Source organism: Ruegeria sp. D3, assembly GCF_056534465.1.
In genome coordinates, this window is the sequence record NZ_JBQFPK010000001.1 from 476,629 (window position 1) to 497,578 (window position 20,950).

General features: G+C 53.0%; 13 protein-coding genes and 1 tRNA gene. 4 read left to right on the forward strand and 10 right to left on the reverse strand.

Going from position 1 to position 20,950, the window contains the following annotated elements:
* Positions 1-6: 6 nt before the first annotated feature.
* The 5 genes from ACR0DX_RS02375 to ACR0DX_RS02395 form a co-directional block, all read right to left on the reverse strand.
* On the reverse strand, positions 7-384 hold the full coding sequence (locus tag ACR0DX_RS02375) for a rhodanese-like domain-containing protein (RefSeq protein WP_170354728.1): 378 nt from the start codon (positions 382-384) through the stop codon (positions 7-9).
* Positions 385-464: 80 nt separating this feature from the next.
* Positions 465-1,817 (reverse strand): HlyD family type I secretion periplasmic adaptor subunit, encoded by a 1,353-nt coding sequence (locus tag ACR0DX_RS02380; RefSeq protein ID WP_170354729.1) that lies wholly within the window; start codon positions 1,815-1,817, stop codon positions 465-467.
* Positions 1,817-3,901: a type I secretion system permease/ATPase gene (locus ACR0DX_RS02385; protein ID WP_480845038.1), complete on the reverse strand. Its 2,085-nt coding sequence runs from the start codon at positions 3,899-3,901 to the stop codon at positions 1,817-1,819. The genes ACR0DX_RS02380 and ACR0DX_RS02385 overlap by 1 nt, the downstream gene beginning before the upstream one ends.
* A 179-nt stretch (positions 3,902-4,080) precedes the next feature.
* Positions 4,081-6,018, reverse strand: a complete 1,938-nt coding sequence (locus ACR0DX_RS02390; protein WP_480845040.1) for a type I secretion protein — start codon at positions 6,016-6,018, stop codon at positions 4,081-4,083.
* A 139-nt stretch (positions 6,019-6,157) separates the two neighbouring features.
* Entirely contained in the window at positions 6,158-8,629 is a 2,472-nt protein-coding gene (locus tag ACR0DX_RS02395) for a serine-rich family protein (protein ID WP_170724387.1), read from the reverse strand.
* Between the two features lie 599 nt (positions 8,630-9,228).
* Between ACR0DX_RS02395 and ACR0DX_RS02400 the strand changes: the two genes are divergently transcribed.
* Positions 9,229-9,969, forward strand: coding sequence for a helix-turn-helix transcriptional regulator (locus ACR0DX_RS02400; protein WP_170354736.1), 741 nt, complete (start codon positions 9,229-9,231; stop codon positions 9,967-9,969).
* Positions 9,962-10,459, forward strand: a complete 498-nt coding sequence (locus ACR0DX_RS02405; RefSeq protein ID WP_170354738.1) for a hypothetical protein — start codon at positions 9,962-9,964, stop codon at positions 10,457-10,459. Before ACR0DX_RS02400 ends, ACR0DX_RS02405 begins: the two co-directional genes overlap by 8 nt.
* A gap of 336 nt (positions 10,460-10,795) precedes the next feature.
* Here the strand turns inward: ACR0DX_RS02405 and ACR0DX_RS02410 are convergent.
* Positions 10,796-10,881, reverse strand: a tRNA-Leu gene (locus ACR0DX_RS02410).
* 1,127 nt (positions 10,882-12,008) lie between these two features.
* Between ACR0DX_RS02410 and ACR0DX_RS02415 the strand changes: the two genes are divergently transcribed.
* On the forward strand, positions 12,009-12,935 hold the full coding sequence (locus tag ACR0DX_RS02415; RefSeq protein ID WP_170354739.1) for a DMT family transporter: 927 nt from the start codon (positions 12,009-12,011) through the stop codon (positions 12,933-12,935).
* Positions 12,936-13,049: 114 nt separating this feature from the next.
* Here the strand turns inward: ACR0DX_RS02415 and ACR0DX_RS02420 are convergent, their stop codons facing one another.
* The 4 genes from ACR0DX_RS02420 to ACR0DX_RS02435 form a co-directional block, all read right to left on the reverse strand.
* The gene (locus tag ACR0DX_RS02420; RefSeq protein WP_170354741.1) at positions 13,050-13,409 is read right to left on the reverse strand and encodes a group I truncated hemoglobin; all 360 of its coding nucleotides are present in this window, start codon (positions 13,407-13,409) and stop codon (positions 13,050-13,052) included.
* Positions 13,410-13,681: 272 nt separating this feature from the next.
* Positions 13,682-15,814 carry an adenylate/guanylate cyclase domain-containing protein gene (locus tag ACR0DX_RS02425; RefSeq protein WP_170354743.1) on the reverse strand — a complete coding sequence of 711 codons (2,133 nt, stop codon included), beginning with the start codon at positions 15,812-15,814 and terminating at the stop codon, positions 13,682-13,684.
* A 103-nt stretch (positions 15,815-15,917) separates the two neighbouring features.
* A complete protein-coding gene (locus ACR0DX_RS02430) occupies positions 15,918-16,391 on the reverse strand; it encodes a phosphate-starvation-inducible PsiE family protein (RefSeq protein WP_068340474.1) in 474 nt (157 codons plus the stop codon).
* Between the two features lie 433 nt (positions 16,392-16,824).
* Positions 16,825-19,563 carry a cation-translocating P-type ATPase gene (locus ACR0DX_RS02435; RefSeq protein WP_170354746.1) on the reverse strand — a complete coding sequence of 913 codons (2,739 nt, stop codon included), beginning with the start codon at positions 19,561-19,563 and terminating at the stop codon, positions 16,825-16,827.
* A 188-nt stretch (positions 19,564-19,751) separates the two neighbouring features.
* Between ACR0DX_RS02435 and ACR0DX_RS02440 the strand changes: the two genes are divergently transcribed.
* Positions 19,752-20,950 (forward strand): YfcC family protein (locus ACR0DX_RS02440; protein WP_480845045.1); only part of this gene is annotated, 1,199 nt, incomplete at its 3' end.

Below are 20,950 nucleotides of genomic sequence, written 5' to 3' on the forward strand. Positions count from 1 at the left end.
TTCGCTTCAGGAACCCGCGACGTCGCCGCCACCTTCAACCCAGTCTTTGAATCCACCCAGGTTATAAACCTGCGCGTATCCCATATCCTTTAACAACTTGCCCGCCAGCGCCGCGCGACCTCCGGCTGCGCAATACAGAACAATGGGACGATCCTTACGCAGCTCGGGGTCATGAGATTGCAACGCATCGTCGGCATGAAACTCCAACATCCCCCTTGAGATGTGATGCGCGCCTGCAGCCCGACCCGTTTTCTGCAATTCAGCCCCATCACGTACGTCCAGTAGTAAACCACCCTGCCCCAGAACCTCGGCCGCGCGGGCCATATCTATCCGTTCAACAGCGGCGTTCGCGGCTTCCATCATCTCTTTCACGGTTAAGGACATAGGCGTTTCTCCTGTTGGTGTTCCCGACAAGATAACATGCGAAAACTGGAAGGTGTAGGTTGAAGACCCTACACCCGTAATCAATGCTCGCGGAAGGCACGCGACATACTGTCCGTCACCGGTTTGGCGATATAAGCAGCAAAAGTGCGTTCTTCGGTTTGAATCATGATCTCGGCAGGCATACCCGGAGTGGGGATAAAGCCCCGTACCCGGTCAATCTCGTCCGGGGCCAGTGAAATCCGGGCCAAGTATACTTCTTGAGGCGTTCCTGACGAGTCTTCGACCAGAGCATCCGCCGAGACATAGAACACCTCACCGCTTAGTACTGGCGTCGTGCGTTGGTTCAGCGCCACCAAACGCACTGTAGCGTTCTGGCCCTTGCCCACACTGTCAATTTCGGTTCGGGGAATTTGCGCCTCGATGATAAGGGGCGCATCGGCAGGTAGGATTTCAGCAATAGGCTCGCCAGTTTCGATCACGCCCCCAGGTGTGTGATAGTGAAGCCTTACAACAGTCCCCGTGACTGGTGCGCGAACAACGGCACGATCCAGAACACTGCGCGCCTGACGTGCCTTTTCGCGGACACTTTCCAGATCGGCTGCAATCACACCCAACTCATCCAACGCGGCTTCGCGATAGGCCGAACGTGTCCGCGTGATCTGTTCGTCATACTTCAGCAACATCTGGTTGATTTCCGCCGTCTCAGCCGCGAGCCTCGCCTGCTGTCCCTCCGCCTCAGCCTGCACGCGACGGATCGTGTTCAGATCTCCCTTTCGAACCAAGCCTTTGTCAAACAACGCCTTTTTGGTTTCAAATTCTTCCTGCAGGATTTCCGCGCGACGTTTCATACTGTCCAGTTGCGCCTCAAACCCGCTGGACCTGATCCTGAGGGCCTCCATGTTGCGTTCCAACAATGCGATATCATTCAGCAGGGTTTTGCGGGATACTTCGAAGCTGATCTTCTGGCCATCAAGAATGGTCATGACTTCGACATCGTCAGTGGCCGAAAGCAACTCGGCGGAAAACTCCAACTGATCCATCTCATTGTGTTCGGCCTCAAGACGTTCAGACATGGCTTGCAAGCGGATTTTGCGAATGAACAGTTCTCGTTCATTGGCCTCGGCCGAAGTTTGGTCCAGCGTCATCAACACTTCCCCCGCCTGAACCGACTGGCCTTCAATCACTTTGATGTTTTCAATGATCCCGCCCTCAAGATGCTGTACGATCTTGTTGCGACCAGTGGCCACGAAACTTCCCTGCGCAATCACCGCAGCAGCTAGCGGTGCGCTGAAAGACCAGACGCCAAAGCCGCCAAAGCAGACGACCAGCATGACTAAACCAACTACGACCAATCGGTTGATCGAGCGCGGTACTTCAGCGTACCAGACAGTTGGGTCTTTGGGGTCATTATTGACCGGCACGAGATCATTCATTACGCATCCCCTTTCTGCTGGCCTTCAATCCCAGCCTGTTTGCGCGGGCCGTTCAATTGTTGCAGCACCTGTTCGCGCTGCCCGAACAAAGCAACACGTCCATCCGTCAGCAGCATGATCTTGTCGACCACGTTCAACAGCGTTGGCTTCTGCGTAATCACCACGACCGTAATCTTGTTTTCCTTGGCCTGAGCGATGGCCCGTGCCAGCGCCTGATCTCCGGCCACATCAAGGTTCGAGTTCGGCTCATCCAGAACCACAAGCCGCGGATTTCCAAAGAAGGCACGCGCAAGGGCAATCCGCTGCTTTTGACCGCCAGACAGTGGCGAGCCATCGGCGGCTACAACAGTCTCATACCCTTGGGGCAACGTGGCGATCATATTGTGGACATCGGCTAGAACGGCAGCATCGTGGATCTGTTCGTCCGTTGCATCTTCGCGCATACGGCCAATGTTGTCCTTGATGGTGCCCGGAAACAGCTGCACATCCTGCGGCAGATAGCCGATGCTTTCGCCGAATTGGCGCGGATCCCAGTTGCGGATATCCATCAGGTCCAGACGCACACTGCCGGATGTCGGCAAAATCGATCCGACCAGTGTTTTGCCCAACGTGGTCTTACCCGCGCCCGAGTTGCCAATGATCGCCAGAGTCTCACCCGGATTCAGCGCAAAGCTGATCCCGTTCAATACAACGCGCTTGGTGCCGCCGGGGACAAAAAGCAACCGTTCCACATCCAACCGCCCTTCTGGCCGCGGCAAACGCAGTTTCTCGAACTGAAGCGCCGAGTTGGACAGCAAGTTCTTGATCCGCCCGTAAGCCCCACGTGTCAGCAGGAAACCGTTCCACCCTTCGATGGAGCCTTCGATGGGCGCAAAAGCCCGCCCGGCAATGATCGACGCCGCGATCACCATCCCGCCCGTGATTTCGCCCTGCAGGGCCAGGAATGCCCCCCACCCCAGAATGGCTATCTGTGTCAGCAAACGCACCGCTCGCGAAATAGCGGCGAAAATAACGTTCCGGTCCTGTGCCCGCACTTGCCACGTCAGTGACTGCGCTGTGTCTCGGCCCCAAATACGCACGGCCTCGGGGATCATGGCCAGAGCATTTATAATCTGGCTGTTGCGCGACATCGAATCCAAATGCTGGTTGGCCATGGATTGCGCCCGGTTGGCCTCGGCAAAGGGTCCGGCGGTCATACGTTGGTTGATAAGGGCAATGACCATCAACAAAAGCGCCGTCACGATCACGATCATACCCAGCTGGGGATGAACCAGAAAGATCATAAGGATGAACAACGGTGCAAATGGCACGTCCAGAAACGAGATCAAAGTCCCCGATACAAGAAAACCTCGTACCTGCTGAAGATCACCCAATGTCTGATATTCGCGCCCTGTGCCATGCAACGAAGCATGAGCGGCCGCGCTGAGGATCGGAGCACCCAGCCGCGCATTAACCTCGACCGCAGTTCGCATCAGCATGAAGCGACGCACCGCATCGAAGGCCGACTGAAAGATGACAGCGCCAGCCACGATCGCGGTCAGCATGATCAACGTATCCAGCGATCGACTGGTCAGCACGCGGTCACTGATCTGAAACAGGTAAATCGGGATCGCCAGAATAAGGATATTCGTCGCACAGGTCAGGACCAGTACAAAGGCAAGGTTGCGCAGAATAGCACGCAGCGAGACTTGCAGGGTACGCTGAAAATCCTCGGGCGGGGTGCGTTTGTGAAAGGTCTGGGGTGGCCCATTACCATCTCCGCCGCCGCTTTTCTTCAACGGCAAAGGTAGGTTCGCCTTGGCCTCGATAGTGGTGCCAATACTCGCACCGCCTTTGGAGCGCGACAGGGGGGGGACCCGCGCGGTCTCCTTTCTGGCGGTTTCAGGACCGAGCCCTTCAGCATCGGCCACCCCAGCATCGCAGCCCTTAGTACCGTGACCTTTATCAGGCTGCGACGTAGCGCGCCGAAGGGAATATTCAGCGCGTTTCTGAATTTCGTCAGTTTCGGACCTTTGATCGGGGTCCACTCTGATTTTGTTTGCTTCCGGTTTTTCGGGTCCTTTTTTCAAAGGCCGCACACGCATGTCTTCGCTTAATCGTAATTCGGGCAATATGCCGGACGCCGTCGCCGTTCGTGCGGCAACTGATTTGACTGGATTGGCCCCACCCCCGCCGTCCATAGGACTGGCAAAGAGAGAGCGACGCGACGAAAACGTTCTCGACATACTCAGACTTTCGGTTCACTCGTAAAAAAACTGGGAAATTAAGCTAACATTGAGGACAGCGCATCATCCACGCTGGCCATTTCAGAGGGCGTCAGTTTGTTGTGCCCCGGGGCAAGGTCTGACTTACCCGGTCCAGATGTTTCCTGCATCAGGATCGCGATGGCTTCATTGGCCAGCTCTGTACCCAGATCTTCGTCTTGGGTGTCAATCAGGCTCGCCTGATGCAGAACGACGTCCGAATATTCGCCTTCCGATGCCATAACGACCGAGTCCACTCCGACGGTCGAGATACTCGCCGCATTCAGCACCGCATTTCCAGCACCCAGCGCTGAAGCGATGGCACCATTCCCTCCTTGTACGTGAATATCATCCTGGTCCTGCAGGGTAGTCACCTGTTCGACGGCGTTGACCTGCACCAGATCACCTTCGATTTTCAGAACTCGCACCTGCTCCATCCCCGCAAATTGAGGATCGTTCAGCAGTGCATCTTCCAAAGCGTCAGTATCCATCTCCTGCAGAGGTAAAACTTCGGCCAGCGTTTCCGACAACTCTTCATGAGTGTCTTCCCCAATGGTCGTCAGTTCCACGTGGTTCATGACAAGGTTGTCATTGTCTTCCTCGGCGACCACCCCCGAGACCACATCGTCATCGACCAACGCAATCGTCTGATGGACAAAATCCACCGAAACCATGTCTCCGCCGATTAAAACCAGATCGTAATAGCTGCCGAGCTGAACGACGCTGACCTCATTCACCAGATCGTTGTCACCCAACACAAACAGGCTGGTTGTGGCGTCGATCTGGGTTTCAATATGGTCGATATCAGTGGCGTTGATTTCTTGTTTTACGAAGTTTGTGACGAACAGATCACCCGAAATCCAAGTGATCGCGACAAGAGGATCCTGTCCCTCTTCCGAGACATTATCATCAAGCCAGGACGCCTCATTGGATTCCACTGCAATACTTGACGACTGAACCACCGTGGTTTCGCTTTGACTATCCTCGGGCCCTTCGTCGACATCCGAGACAATCGCCACCTGGCTTACAACGGTTAGGTTGACCGACTGCCCGGCGACCGCAATTACCGGAGCATCGACCCAACCGACGGTAATGGCGACCTCGTTTATCGCTAGGTTGCCCCCCGCGATAACGGTGTGACCATCGCCAAAATCACCATCGTCTGACTGATCCCACTCAGTTGGCAACAAATCAGGGTAGTCACTGTCGTCTTCTTCATCAGGAAGATGGTGACTTGGCACCAATTCCAGAAAATCCGGAAGTTCCTCGACATGTTCACCGTTCACAATCTTTCCCATGGCTTCTTCGCCTTGAAACTGGTGGACAGTCACATCCTCAGACGGGGCTTCGAACGGGGCCTGCATCTCGGCAACAATCGATTCGAGATGCTCGATCGACTGATAATCGGAAATACTAAAGGATGGGGACGATACCGTGTGTAGAGAAAGCGCAACATCAGCCAGTTCCTGACCTTGCTGCACCAATGAGTCCACATCGCGGAAATCCCCCTGACCGATGGTGTCGTTGTCGTTCAGGTCCAATGTCTGAATCGCATAGGTGACGGCCGAGCCGATCAGTTCGGGGATCAAAACCGGTTTTGCGACTAAGATCGGTATCGAGGTCGACGCGATCGCCACATCGGGAAGCACTTGATCGGGACCCGGGCCAGCCTGCAATGGACCATCGGGAATCGGCCCCAACGGTTGCGGGTTTGGAGCCAACGGAATGTCAGTGTGACTAACCGATGGCGGATAGGGCAAAGCGTCGTATTTTCCAGGGTCAAGGTTAAGGTCTGCCCGTACTTTCACGGCAGCACCTTCTTCCAGCTCTTCCATCTCAGCCTTGCGCCTGAGAGCGGTAAATTCCTGATATTGATCTCGCAACCGAGCTTGCTCGGTCGTTAGATCAAAAGTTCCGATGAAATGGGCAATCGTCTCACTGATACTATCAAACGACATTTCAATTTCCTTTCCCGCGGCGTTCAAAATCAACTGCCTTGGGTTAAGTTGAGTCGGGGCCATCTGTCCTTGGCCCCGACAGTTTTTCAGAAGTGGTCAGAGCCTGGAAACCCAAGCTCTGACCCGGCCACCACGCAAGTTACGCGTCGGCGTCGTCGCTGGCGAAGCTGGAGGTCATCGAGCCACCGACCATGGTTGTGTCGACCGAGTTGCCAAGAACGTTGGCGCCCATGACAATCGACTGGTTGAACGCCGAAGTGTCGACCACCGCAGCCGCCGAGGCATAGGACTCGCCGTTCACAATGCCGTCTCCGCCGTTGCCAGAGCCCCACTCGCCTGCATGGCCACCGGTCCCGCCAGCACCCGAATAGGCACCCGCAGCGTCACCGCCGTTGACCATTGCGCCGGTCGTCGCACCCGAGGTCGCAGTGCCGATCGCGTCGCCACTGGTTCCGCCGTTACCAGCACCAGCGCCGCCGCCACCACCAAAGCCGGACATGGCCGACCCGGTCGCGCTGCCCGCGCCCGTCGAGGTTGCGTCATTGTCGGACATCGCGTCACCGCCATACCCTGCAATGGCACTTGCCAGACTGTCTGCAGACCCGTCCGTATCCGCGACCGAGAACAGACCAGAGTCGCCGCCCTCGCCTGCGGTGTTGGTTGCATCAGCAGACCCCGCACCTGTGCCGCTGGACATCGCATCCTGCTGGATCGCGCCGCCACCGCCACCGAAACCATCGGCAGTCGCGGTTCCGGTACCGGTACCTGTTGCCGACCCGTCGGTGGTGTTGCTACCGGCCGCGCCACCGTCACCGCTGTTGTTCTGCGGCAGGCTCGCGGTTCCGTTCACATCGCCGGGCGATTGGGTGACGTTCGGGCCAGTCGTGGTTTGATCGCCAACGCCTTGCGCGCCAGAAGTCGCACCCGCGGTACCTCCGGTTGCCATTCCGCCCGAGCCATCGCCGCCCGAACCAACGCCACCGGTCCCGTCACCGCCACCAGCGCCACCGCCAGTTCCGTCGCCACCCGAACCGAAGGCACCTGTGCCATCGCCGCCAGAGCCGACTGCGCCCGAACCAACGCCACCGGTGCCCGGATTACCGTGATTTGTGTCTCCGCCACCATTGCTGGCATCAGCATGACCAGCATTCAGTCCAATCAGACCATTCTGCTGATTCAAAGCTGCCAGAGCTGCGTCAACCTGACCCGAGTCACCACCGGTACCCGCGCCGCCAGTTCCGGCACCGCCAGTTCCAGCTGCACCATTACCGCTGCCGCCCGTTCCGGTTGCACCGTTGCCGTTGCCGCCGGTACCGCCACTGCCGTTACCGTTGCCACCGGTGCCACTTGCACCTGTGCCATTCCCGGTATCCGCATCGGCTGCACTGCCAGCCAGGCTTCCTGCAAGCCCAAGGCCCAGATTGCCGGCGTCTGCGTCATTGGCCTCGGTCTCGCTGCTTCCGGCGTTGATCGCGACACCATCGGTGTCGGCATAACCGTCGCCACCATTTGCACCGTTTGCGTCAGAGTCATTGGTCCCCTGACCAGCACCCAGCGCACCAGCATGCGATACGTTATCTCCGCCGCTGGACAGACCGCCGTTCTCGGCACCCGAGAGACCCAGGCCCAGGCCCAAGCCGACGGATCCCGCATTACCGCCTTCTCCGGCTACGCTGGTGCCATCGGAAACCGAAGCGCCGCTGTTATGCGCGGCCGAGTCACTGATAGCTTGACCACCTGCGCCTGCACTGCTGCTGCCGTTGGATTCCGCACCAGACAAGCCCACGCCCAAACCGACATTAGACGCATCACCCGCGTTACCACCGTCACCACCGACACCGGTACCATCGGCATCACCGGTGTGACCACCCAGTGCGTATGCATCGCCGCCAGTCGTATTGCCCGAGGCATTCCCCGCATGGGTGCTGCCACCTTGCCCCGAATTGCCGCCGTCGGAATGCGTGCTGATGCCCTCATCGGCTGTCGCTGAGCCGCCGCGCGCGTTGCCGTTCTGGTCAAAGCTACCGGTATTGGTTACCGCAGCCGATCCCAGATGATCATCGTCGCTGAGGTTGGCGTACTGGTGGTTGATGGCGGACATGTCGTTGCCCTCACCACTCAGATCAATATCCAGGTTCAAATCGTCGCCCGGATCGTAGTCGAAATCGTTTCCAACAGTGATCACATCATCAATCGACGACCCGCCGGATACGTCAACGTCGACCAGATCGTCGTCACGGCCCAAAGGCTCGGCATCGCCAAAGTCGATGTTGACCCAGTTCGAATTATCATTGTTGCCATTGGTCTGGCTTTGACCCTGGCCCTGGTCCTGACCTTGACCCTGGTCTTGGCCTTGGCCTTGGCCTTGGCCCTGATCCTGGCCCTGTCCCTGATCCTGACCCTGTCCATTCTCGACCACGGTCGCCTGACCCTGGATTTGATCCTGGCCTTGACCCTGTTCATTTTCGACATTGGTGTCCTGATCAGTCAGATCAGCTTCAATATAGGCGTCATCAACGTGAACATCTGCGTCCACGGGAACATATGCCGTACCGATGTTAACTTCATCAATGTCAGTGATGCTGTTATGCGGTTGTTGACGTTTACTCATATCAATAATTCCACTTACTGAGCGCACGGACCGTCATTCATCTCCAAAACGGTGACTGGCGCGTTGAAACAATGAGGCACGCAGGCGCAAACCGCGCATGGGTGCGTGTCTTTTCAGTGATTCCTCTCCCACCCTCCTTTCTCGGCCAAGCCGAAACTACGTCTGAAGAAAAACGTCGCGAAAATGCGCGATGAGCAGACGCAATAGGAAATTCAACTCCGCAAATTGGAGTGCAATCATGGTTGCAGCAGTAAGGTGATCTGGATAGCTAGCCGTAAGCGCTAGAACGGTTAACTCTATATTTTATAATGAAAAAATTTCGATCGGCCATCAGCGAGCAGTCGAGACGAAACAAAAAATTGGTTTAAAACCTGCAAGTTACTTCCCGCAAATATCCAGATTTAATTTGGAAAACCGCACCGATGACGCCTATCCGAAAGTTCTAGAACTCTTCACAATTGAACGACCGGACACGGAAGAAAATTCTACTTTCTTCTATGGTCATCTCCCCAAGTGCGTTAATTTTCAGTTAATATTAATCTAATGTTCAGTTAATGATTTCGCCGCTTGTGTGGCGTGGTAGTGATAAGGGGGAGGTTATGAACATTCCGCTTCAGGATAATACCCTGAATAGTCAATATTTATTGGAAGAGTTCTCAATCAATTTCATCGGCAAGGAACTGTTTTATTCAGAGCAGACCATCGAAAGTGTTCAATCTGAATTTGGTGTCTCTACGCATCGCTTCGAATCGATTGCGTCCCTGCCAATTTACGGCGCGGAAAACAATGGTCCCGGAAGAATTCTGATTGTTGACCAGATGTTGACAGAAGATTTTCTAGCCCGTCCGCGACACTATAAGGACAGTGCAGGGCTAGGTAGCCTCGTATTTGCGTATCGCAAGGAGGATGCGGCTCGGTTTGTATTTGACCGTTGGGATCCCGGTGCACATGGGGACATAGGCTACCTTCCAATGAATATTGCACCCGACGCGTGGCGGTCGATCCTTCGCCTTCTCTTACATGAAGAGCTTTATCTTCCCAGTTTTCTCGCCAACTCAGTGTGCAACACAACCTCTCCAACGCAGAAACATTCGGTTGAGTCGACAGACCCGCACCCGCTTTATTCCAAACTGACGCGAAGGGAAAAGCAGGTGTTGCGATTGGTCTCAAAAGGTCAAAGCAACAAGATTATTGCATCAAATCTAGGGATCACTGAACATACGGTGAAGTTGCATATACACAATGTCGCGGGAAAAATCGGTGTCAGCAATCGAACCGCGGCGGCACAGTTCTTTTTTGAGGTCGCCCCGCAAGAGGCGCAGCACACGACAATTGACTGAAGATTTTGAAGCCCGTTTCGATCGTCTCATCCTGCTTGTCGGCAGGCTGAATTATATGTGGACCAACACCGAAAGCCTTTTGATCCATTTAATCGCCGGCCTGTCTGGCACGCCCAAAGACACAGCCGTCATCATCTTTTTAACCTTGAATACAACAAGGGCGCGCATCGACCTTGTAGAACGTCTGGCCAAAATGGAAGGGCGGCCTGCCGAAATACGGGACCCGATACTCGAGCACACACACCGCCTGTCTAAACTGTCTGGCATCCGGAATCGGTATAATCACTGCATCTATTCCTTCGATCCAGACAGCGGGAATCCAAAAACGATTCTTATGCGCATCGCTGACCGAAAAACCGACATCAGACTGGGACGTGAAGACACAGTCGATGACGAGGCCATGCAGGAAATTGAAAAAGTTGTCACCCAATTATCCGAAGCCAACCGCGATATCTGGCGACTTATTGGGCAGCTTGGCTTTCCGGTATGACAAATGGTGCGGATGGCTGGGATCGAGCCCGAAAGCCTTAGGGAGATGCATTTTAAGTCTCTGTTGTTAAATCATTCTATGACTTAATAGCACCTGCCGAAGGTCCGCGCAGTCAAGAAAACAAAACTGGTCGTCTCATAGCACGTCCTGAGGTCTCTCAGGATTCAATCGAAACATGGCCTATAGCGGCGATCAAAGATGACCACGAAACTCACTCAGGCGACAGTGCACCGGCTGGCCGAGGACCATCCATCGGGCACCCAGATTTACTACAGCGAGGCGAAAGGCCTCAGGCTATTCTGAGGCATGCGTAAATCTTGCTGTCGCCTAAGAAGTTGGTACCCGCGGCCGGACTCGAACCGGCACGGCCTTCCGGCCCAGAGATTTTAAGTCTCTTGTGTCTACCATTCCACCACGCGGGCGAGCGTGTCGGGCCTAACTCGGTCCTGAAAATCTCAATACGGCCACAAGGCTATGAGTACAATGCGCTTTCGGCGACCTGAAGTGTTAAAAAACGCAACCTCAAGAATATTGTTTCAAACATCTCGCAATCTGAATCGATTTGACTAGGCAAAGAATTTCAAGTTGCGCACTCGAATAGACCGCTCTCTTCGTTTGCTAACGCCCTTTGTGCTGTCCATCTCGGCAAATGAATCTCGGTTTAGAGATGAAACTCCACTTACGAAGACCACAAACTTGATCGTCGGTCGACGGACTAAGCAAGCCTACAATGCATGGATGGCAACATAGACGAGGAATTGATCGGGGCGTAGTCGGCAACGCACTGAAAACAAGCCATAGATGCCTACTGTGCCCGAGAGCTTCATAGTCTCTCTCACGGGCGGTGGGTTTTCCCCAGCTTAACCGCCCAAGGCAACCCTCAAACGATGCTTCCTGGGCCGATCCACACTCTGAACCCGCAAGTGGGACCCGTACTCGTCCAGTTGTTCCGCAGCCCGTCTTTCACGTTGGGTTGCCACTGAAGCCGAACGGATCCCCACAGAGTAGGTGGTTTTCGGTGAGTCACAGTGGTGTGAGAGTTCCTGTGGCACTCCTAGTTCGGAATAGTATGTGCCGTTCTTTTTGAAACAGAAGGGCACTGAAATGTCCGTTGCCTGCGCAGCTTTCTTAAGAAGCCGATGTGTATCAATGAGTTGACAAGGGAAGTGGTGCCCCACACGGAATACACAAACCAAAGTAAATATATATTTTTAAATTATAAAACATAAACACATACCATACGATACCCCGAATAGTACCCCCAGTGGCAAAATTGCCTCGCCTGCACTTGCAGTGTACTTGCGACGACGATTCACCATTTAGAAGTCAATTTTGACCTCGAACAAAGCTACGCCCTCAAAAAAAATAGTCGTTAGTATGACACGAGCTTTGGGATCAATCTGGCAACGAGCCAGCTTTATAGGTTTGAACATTGAAGTATATAATCTGATCAATCGCAGATGCATGCTTTAGTGACCGCTGTGCGGACAAAGCAGTCATTCGTAGAATCTCTAAAGACGAAGAAGCAAATGCGTGATAGCTCCAGATTATGGCCACGGCATCTGCGCGAAATCGAACGCCCATCCCTTACGCATTTGCGGTTGTTGGTGTTCTTTTTGCTTCAATCTGTTTCGGGCTGGTTCCCTACTTCAGCCGCAGCCTAACCGAACAGGGTGTTGCACCCTATGCGGTCGCATTCTACCGCTACATTGTTGCAGCTCTTCTTCTGCTTCCCGTTCTCATCGTGCACCGAAAAGAATGGCGAGAGATCACTTGGGGTCTTTCCGCCGGAGCCGTAATGGGGCTTGGTTGGATCGGATATGTAACAGCGCTGGAGAAACTGCCCGCATCGACAGTGGGTGTGCTTTACATGACCTATCCGGTGTTCACCCTAGTTATTGCTTGGGCTGTGTTTTGCGATGCACCCACGCGACGCGCCGTGTTGGCCGCTGGCCTGATTGTGGTGGCAGCTGTCATTGCTGGCTCACCTGCGTCAGTGGCTGCGGAACATCTACCGACGCTGCTGCTATCCCTTGCCGCCCCATTTGGGTTTGGCTTCGGAATTTGTGTCCTGGTACATAAGTTGTCACGGATTACGCCGTTGGCACGTATCGCGTCAGTTTCTCTGGGGTCTGTACTGGGCCTCGCACCGCTCATCCTTGGTGCTGAGGTTCGAGAGCTTCTCCCAAGGGAACAATCCGATTGGCTTTTCATTGTTGGTATTGGTCTGGTTACTGCTTTCGTGCCCCAGCTTATCTACACGATATGCTCACCTGTCATTGGGGCTTCCCAAACGGCGGTCGTCGGAAGCATCGAATTGCCCACGATGTTTGCCGTGGGATATCTTGCCTTTGGCGAAGCCATCTCTTTACCTCAAGCTTTGGCATGTGCCTTAGTGCTGGGCGCAATCGCGATCACAAGAAGTAGAAAGACGCGCACCGTATCTACCGTGCTCGCAAAATCACCGAAGCGGTAGTACTGGGCTCAAGGAAGACTTTGGTCTAAATTTCGCGAACGACCACCATGCGGGGAAAACAAGCTTTGATTGAAGATTTTGAAGATTGCCGACTCTACCCGGTTGTGGCGAAATTCAGATACCTACAACTTGGTCCTTGAAGCTATATAGAATGTATAAGACCTCTTCTTGTTCCCGTTGGCCGACGTCGTTGGCCTTTAGGGCGTTCATGGCGTCGTCCAGAACAGCGACAAATTCATCTCCGCCGATGTTCATGTACTGATGCGCAGCAACCATATCCTTGCCCGTATAGATCTCAGGCCCGCCAGAACCAGTAATGAAGAAGTCTCCTGCCATTTGTTTGAGGTGCTCCATCTCAGTTCCCGCAAATCGTGCAGCGACAACTGGGTTTTTAGAGTGATTGTCCACCAGAACGTCGACTATTCGCCGAATACCATCCGTTCCTCCCAAACGTTCATATAGCGTCTTTGACATGGTGCCCCCCGTGTCTGGCTCACCTCAAACCTCGATCTCTTGTGAATGCTAGCATGCCGCACTGATTGGCGCCAAATCTATAGCATTTAGGCGATTTTTTTCATCGGAATCCATCACCAAATGCGATGTCTTTTTTGAGCTCACAACCGACGAACGCCGTTACCTGAAGCAATGTCCGTTTTTTGGTTGGTCGGATTTGACCGGCCCATTTTGATTGTAAGCGCATCATTGGCCTGAGACCCATCAGGATGGTTGCTTCATGCGCTGCAAATTCATTTCTTCTCGAAACGGTAAACGCCATCCCAAGCGGCCGGTGGTTTAAACGCGAAACGGCTGCAACGTTCGATAAAGACATCTACAACAAGCTTGTTAGTTGCAATTTCTCGATGCGTCTGGAGGGCTTCTAATGCATCGGCCCATTTTCCAGACTGATACAAGTCATAGCATACACGCCATTCTTCGAGTTCGCGTTTCTTGGCTACGCTTGCCAGAAAGCCACTCTCATCATCTTTTTCCGCGATTAGTTCAAAGATACGACTAGGAAAACTAGTTCCGGCAGGCACAACATGGTCAACTTCGCGCAGCAAAAACATGCTCTCGACATGAACGGCCACATCTGACGACACGAGAATCCTTGTACCGTAAACTTTGTTCAACCCCTCCAGTCTGGAAGCAAAATTTACGGCAGCACCCAGTGCTGTGTATTGCAATCTCGAAAGAGACCCAACGTTGCCGACAACTACGCGACCTGTGTGTAGGCCGAAACGTGTTTGCAACGGACGCAACGGTAACGCTCCATTATCAGAATTGAGACTCGCCTCAGCCTGCAAACACGCCAAAGCTGCTCGGCAAGCGTGAACAGGGTGATCAGTATCATCGAGCGGAGCGTTCCATAGAGCCATAATGGCATCTCCAATGTACTTATCCACTGTACCCTGATTACCAGATATCTCTTTTTCCATTGCTTCGAAATACTCGGACAAAGCAGGCATCAGAACTTCTGGTTCAAGTCCCTCGGTCTGGCGCGTAAACCCTTTAAGGTCGGCGAACATCAGGGTAACGTCGCGCGACTCTCCCCCAACGCTAATTCTCTCTGCTTTTGAAAGGATAGAGCGCACCAACTCCTTTGGTACGAACGCACCGAAACTCGACACTCCAGCTTTCATACTTGCAATCGCTGTTTCGAGTTCGGCAACTTCCTGAATATTTGATTTCAGGTTCAAGTCCTCACTTAGTTCAAAGTTACTGACTTTTCTTGCTTCAGCTGCCACGCGCACAAGATTTTTGCTCAACAGACGAGCGACAACAAAGGTAAATGCGACGGCCAGGGTCAAAGCAAGTACGCCGAATTGCATAGCACGGGTCGTATTTCTTTTTATGTCTCCGATAAACTCATCTTCCGGCACTATAAGCCCGAGCGTAGGTTGGGCACCGAAGACTTCAGGGATTGGCATCACAGATGCGATATAGCTTCTTCCATCGGATGCTGGAGCTATGCGAAAAAAATCCTGCTGGTTTGCTCGCCATTCATCAATGACACTGTCAATAATTTTGCTACTGCCTTCAATTGACCCATTCGTATTGGAACTCACGAAGCGCGGCTCTCCACCTTTGGATCGCGTGCTGGTGTACGAAAGTAGGCGACCTTCGCGATCTAGCATGAAAACCAAACCATGATCGCCAATCCTGATATCGTCTAGGATTTGCGAAAGTGCCGATATTGTTATGTCGAGCGCGACGACGCCAAGCAATTTACCTTCGTTGTCGACCACGGTTTTTGAGAACGTTGCACCCAGACGTCCTGTGCTCTCAAACTGATAAAGCGGTGAAACATAAATATCGCTTTGCTCCAACGCCCCGCGATACCAAGGGCGCGTTCGAGGATCGTAGACAGTGGTTCCACTAAGAAATGGTGTGGGCAGCGAATTGGCATTGGACCAAAAGTAAGTTTCGACACGCTCGCCAGATTGATCGGCGATTATACGTTGGACGCGGTCTACTCCTTCCGGCACTGGCAAAGCGCTCGGTCCAAAGGTTTTCCAATGTTTTGGCAAGTTTATGTTTTGGAAAAAGTCGCCGGATTTTTCCTCTCCAAAATATAAACCATAGTAGTGCTCATTACCCTGCATCTGCGAATAGAGCACTTCCAAACCTGCACTTGAGCCAGCATACTCCGTAAACTTAGAAAGAAAGACGGACGCAGAAGATACGACATTTCCCGCTCCGCGTATTACGGTTAGCATCTCTTCGACTGACTGATTTCTGGCCTCGGTCATCCGCTCATTCGCGGTACGAATGGCGAGTTCTTTGTTGCCAAAATAAAGAATGGCAACAAGCAATGTTGTTACGGCTAAGGTGAGGAACGTGAATAACGTCGCAACGCCGATATGAAGACGTACTTTCATACCCTCAATTAGTCAAAATGTAGCAATAGAAGTCCACCCACTCGTCGCCACACAAATGAGTATCTTGAGTGCATTTCCCCCTGAAGACAGAAAAGTATTGGCACTATTGTTCTTCCTTGGCTTCTTCAGCGCTTTTGGTTCGCCCAAACCGAACGCTAAAGGACGGCATATCGTGAACCAGCCAATACGCGAGTGAACAAGCAATCACTAGAAGTGCCAAGCCGACCAAATCCAGTCCGCTAGTTTTTTCTGTATCGAGTATAATGACCTTCCGCGCGACGGCCATGAGCGCCGTCGCAACCACTATCTTCACATGGATTACATCGTCGCGAAGATAAATTGTGATGTTTACGAATATTTCGATAGCGATTAGCACCGCCATGAAGGCGCCAAAAGTCGCTAATATTTCAGAGATTGTCAGTATGAAGACAGGCTGATTGATTAGTTTCTGATAAAGGGTCCAGGCCACATCCAAGACGCCAAGTAGTATAACCAGAACCATCATTACGGCCAGAATACGGACGGCGAACCGAATTACGACCTGAAGTTTTTCTACAAATGGATCCTTGTGTTCCATTTATCACCTCCCCCTCTTTGCTACTTCAGGACACCAAGCGGGCGTTCTCTGCGCCACCATCGCTTGCTCCCCAACGGAAATATCCTATACCATCAGTGTTTCATTTCAGCCGAGCTCACCTCGACGATTTTCAGCGTCACTCTAGCGCCAAATGTCTTTTTTCCCGCAGGACTGGCTCGCTAGCCCGGTTAAAAAAATCCGAAATCCACACGGCCAACCACAAAAGAAACCTCGATCTGTTTATGGCGCGACTTGCCAATCCGCAGAAGCCGATGACTATTCCTGAGTTCGCTTCAAAACGCGCCGCAAACTAATCAGACAGGCTAAAAAAAGATTAAATCACTCCATCTACAAGCCTAGTAAGATCCTCCTTTCCTAGTAAAACACGTGACCACTATTTTTGGATTAGCCAATTTAACCACACTTATTCCGCTTAAACGAATTTAAGATTGAACATTTCCTTGAAGCCGGAAAGCACGAGTGTTGGAAGCGCCGCGACAAAGAACGTTCCCAGCAGATGTGAAAGAGGCAAAGGAACCGTGCCCAGAACGAAATGGCCCGGAGCAGAATAAATTGCCAACAACGATAAAACGATTGAAATGCCAACTGCGCCTAGGAGCATGGTGTTGCCAAGCGGCGATTTGCGGTAGAGTGTCGTTGTAGTTCGCGCATCAAAGACATGCCAGATTTGCGCAAATATGAGCGTCATGAAGGCAGCTGTTTGCGCGTGTTCCAGAGAGGCACCGCGTTCGAGAAACTCTTGAAACACGTAGTAGGTCAGAAGTCCCAATGCGCTGCCCCTAATCAGAATCCGCTCTTTCATTCCGCCGCCAAACATGTCCTCGTCGCGCGGGCGTGGCGGGCGTCTCATTAGATCCGGCTCGCTTTTTTCAAATCCCAGCGCCAGTGCTGGTAAGCCATCAGAAACTAAATTCACCCAGAGGATCATAAGCGGTGTGATCGGAAGGAGGGGGTCTGCGCCCATTAGCAGGAAAGCGAAAAGTATAGTGGTAACTTCCGCAACGTTGGCAGTCAGAGCTTGCCGGACGAATTTCAGTAGGTTGTCAAAGATTCTACGGCCCTCACGAACGGCCGTGACAATAGTCGTGAAGTTATCATCCAGAAGAATCAACGCGGCGCTGTCCTTGGCAACCTGTGTCCCGGTAATCCCCATGGCGACACCGATGTCAGCCGCGCGAAGCGCTGGCGCATCGTTCACGCCATCTCCAGTCATCGCGGCCACTTCACCATTGGTCTGAAGTGCTTTGACGATGCGAAGTTTGTGCTCAGGCGTCACGCGCGCAAACACAGCTGCGTTCTTCACAGCGTTACTTAAATCTTCATCTTTCATTTGATCGAGCTCAGCACCCGTGAATACGGCTTGCTGTGAACCCGACAGTACACCGATTTGCTCGGCTATAGCCTTGGCGGTGACGGCGTGATCACCAGTAATCATAACCGTACGGATTCCGGCACCAGTGGCTTCTGCTACGGCATGCGGCACTTCTTGTCGGGGGGGATCCATGATACCATGGATACCGGCGAGCACGATTTCCTGTTCGGGGTTGTCGTGATCCAGTTCGTCTGGGGAAACTTCGCGATACGCCACCGCCAAAGTTCTGAGAGCCCGCTCGCCAAAGCTGTCAATGACATCTTCTATATCAGCTCGTAGTTCAGGCGTTATTTGCCGCTCCTCCTCGCCGATACGGACCTTAACCGCTCGCGACAAAATCACGTCAGGCGCCCCTTTTGCGACCAAAACAGTCCGCCCGTCGGGAAGCTGTGCGAAGACGGACATCATTTTTCTTGTTGAATCAAATGGAAAGGATTGAAGAGCCTCGCTCCGACGAGCCCTCAGTTCTTCGACATCAATTCCAGCCTTTGCCGCAGCGACCAGAAGCGCACCTTCAGTCGGGTTACCTTGCACTGAGGTCTCAGCACCTTCACCAATCAGCCGGGCATCATTGCAAAAAGCTGAGATCATCAGCACAGGCCATAGCGATGTCCCCTCTTCGACCTTTGTGGCTTCGTTTTTCGAGTCTAGAAATTCCCCTGACGTATCAAAGCCAGCGCCACTTACCTCCCAGGTTTCACCCCCCGCCCAAATGCGCATCACCTGCATTTGGTTTTGTGTAAGAGTTCCAGTTTTGTCCGAGCAGATAACAGAAGTGGCGCCCAACGTTTCCACCGAAGACAGTTTTCGGGCTAGAGCGTTATTCGAAGCCATGTTCTGAGATCCGAGCGTCAAAAGTATTGTGACGACAGTTGGTAGGCCTTCTGGAATGGCTGCTACTGACAGAGAAATCGCGGTATTTAGCATTTCAGCGAGGTCCATGCCGTTTATAACGCCGATACCAATGACGATAGCCACGACGATAAGGGCCGCGATAATAAGTACCTTCGAAAGTGCTTCGATTTTGAGCTGCAGCGGCGTCTTTGGTTCCTTAGCTGCTGACATCAGATCCGCGATATGGCCAACCTCGGTTCTCATGCCAGTTCCAACCACTACGCCTTCGCCGGTTCCACCAGTGACAAGGGTACTCATGAAACCCATGTTGAGACGGTCGGCAAGAACGACCTCCTGGTCGTTGATCTTGCGATCATGTTTGTCCACAGGTTCGGACTCTCCGGTTAGTGCAGCTTCATCAACCTGCATTCTGTTGGCTTGGAGAAAGCGAATGTCAGCGGCAAGGATATCGCCTGTTTTAACTATCAATATGTCGCCTGGGACCAGATCAGAAGCGGCTATTTGTACCTGGTCACCATCCCTTCTTACCAAAGCCTGAGGTGCTGACATCTCGCGAAGTGCGGCGAGTGATTGTTCTGCCTTGAACTCTTGCCAAAACGAGATGAAGGCATTGAAGATCGCGATCACGAAGATCGCCACGGCGTCGATCCAATGTCCGGTGAAAGCTGAAATAACCGCACCCACCATAAGGATTATTAGGAGTGGGCTCTTAAATTGAACGAGCAGCATTTTCCACGCCGGTTCAGCCTCGGTTTCGGATAGACGGTTCAGACCGTATCGGGAGAGGCGTTCCTTTGCGGTTTCCGAGCTCAAACCGCGTTTAGGATCTACAGCTAGTGTTTCGGTTAACGCAGTTTTCTCGATCACCCAAGGAGCTGTAGGAAGTGTGTCTCCGTCATCCGTGGCATGGAAAGCATGCTGCATAGAAGCCCCTTTCGTTTAAATCTGGGTGCAGATTTTCGCGCAAACGTAGCGCGAATCATCGCTAGTCTACTTCCTGCCCTCGATTTTTCACTTTCCGTTGAGCCATTTTGGCTCGCCAAAAATTGAAACGAATCTAGATACATGCTCGTTTTTTTTGCGTCGCTGTACCTTCAACGCGAGAGTTAGTTATGTCCAAATTCAAGTTTCCTACTGCATTCACAATCTTGTTTGCTCTGATCGCTATTGTCGCCGTGCTAACTTGGGTTATTCCAGCCGGTGAGTATGACCGTCAGATGAACGAAGCTCTGGGCAGCGAAGCTCCTGTTCCGGGCACCTATCACGAAGTCGAGTCTAACCCTCAGGGGCTTACGGCCGTCATCCTGGCCCCGATTGCAGGTATGTATGATCCTGGGCTTCTGGGAAGTTCATCAAGTGCAGCAATTGATGTCGCTATGTTTGTACTGGTCATTGGTGGTTTCCTGATGGTCGTTACCAAAACAGGGGCTATCGATGCTGGCATTGGTTGGTTGCTGCATAGGCTTGAAGGCCGCGAGATTTTAATGATCCCGATTCTGATGATCGCTTTTGCCTTTGGCGGCACAAGCTACGGCATGGCTGAGGAAACACTGGCGTTTTATGCTCTCATAATTCCGGTTTTCATACGCGCGGGATATGATTCACTGACCGGTGTTGCCGTGATCATGCTAGGTGCTGGAATCGGCACTCTTGGCTCGACTTTCAACGCGTTTGCAACAGTCGTAGCTTCGCAAGGCGCTGGTATTCCATTTACGACTGGCATCGTTTTGAGGTTCATTATCCTCATTCTCTGCCTGGCAGCTGGTATCGCTTTTGTCATGAGATACGCAAAGCGAGTAAAGGCCGATCCTTCTGCATCTGTGGTTGCGGATCAAGCCGAGGAAAACAGAAGACATTTTCTCAAAGGGTCGGCCGGCGATGACGCTTTGCCAGAGTTGACTCGAACCCGTTCCACCATCTTGCTCCTGTTCGGGATTACCTTCGCCATTATGATCTATGGTGTTGTCGCGCTGGGGTGGTGGATGGCCGAAATGTCCGGTCTCTTCCTGGTGATGTCCATCATCGTTTGGTGGGTCGGGAAAGCGGATGAAGGGTCCAGAATGGACGAGGGGACTTTTGTGGAAACCTTCGTTGATGGCGCGCGCGATTTGCTGGGCGTGGCCCTGATCATTGGCGTCGCGCGCGGTGTTGTCGTCATTATGGACGCGGGCAAAATTACCGACACGATCCTTGCTGCAGCCGAGGGGTTTGTCTCGGGGTTGAGCGAGTTTGCCTTTATCAACGCGATGTTTGGCATTCAGATCTTGATGTCATTCCTGGTGCCGTCCTCGTCAGGGCTGGCCACGCTTTC

Bases quoted from the DNA above. Each gene is read 5' to 3' on its own strand.
- ACR0DX_RS02415 (WP_170354739.1), top strand. From the start codon at position 12,009: ATGGCCACGGCATCTGCGCGAAATCGAACGCCCATCCCTTACGCATTT.
- ACR0DX_RS02375 (WP_170354728.1), bottom strand. From the start codon at position 384: ATGTCCTTAACCGTGAAAGAGATGATGGAAGCCGCGAACGCCGCTGTT.
- ACR0DX_RS02400 (WP_170354736.1), top strand. From the start codon at position 9,229: ATGAACATTCCGCTTCAGGATAATACCCTGAATAGTCAATATTTATTG.
- ACR0DX_RS02380 (WP_170354729.1), bottom strand. From the start codon at position 1,817: ATGAATGATCTCGTGCCGGTCAATAATGACCCCAAAGACCCAACTGTC.
- ACR0DX_RS02390 (WP_480845040.1), bottom strand. From the start codon at position 6,018: ATGTCGTTTGATAGTATCAGTGAGACGATTGCCCATTTCATCGGAACT.
- ACR0DX_RS02435 (WP_170354746.1), bottom strand. From the start codon at position 19,563: ATGCAGCATGCTTTCCATGCCACGGATGACGGAGACACACTTCCTACA.
- ACR0DX_RS02425 (WP_170354743.1), bottom strand. From the start codon at position 15,814: ATGAAAGTACGTCTTCATATCGGCGTTGCGACGTTATTCACGTTCCTC.
- ACR0DX_RS02385 (WP_480845038.1), bottom strand. From the start codon at position 3,901: ATGCGTGTGCGGCCTTTGAAAAAAGGACCCGAAAAACCGGAAGCAAAC.
- ACR0DX_RS02395 (WP_170724387.1), bottom strand. From the start codon at position 8,629: ATGAGTAAACGTCAACAACCGCATAACAGCATCACTGACATTGATGAA.
- ACR0DX_RS02420 (WP_170354741.1), bottom strand. From the start codon at position 13,409: ATGTCAAAGACGCTATATGAACGTTTGGGAGGAACGGATGGTATTCGG.
- ACR0DX_RS02430 (WP_068340474.1), bottom strand. From the start codon at position 16,391: ATGGAACACAAGGATCCATTTGTAGAAAAACTTCAGGTCGTAATTCGG.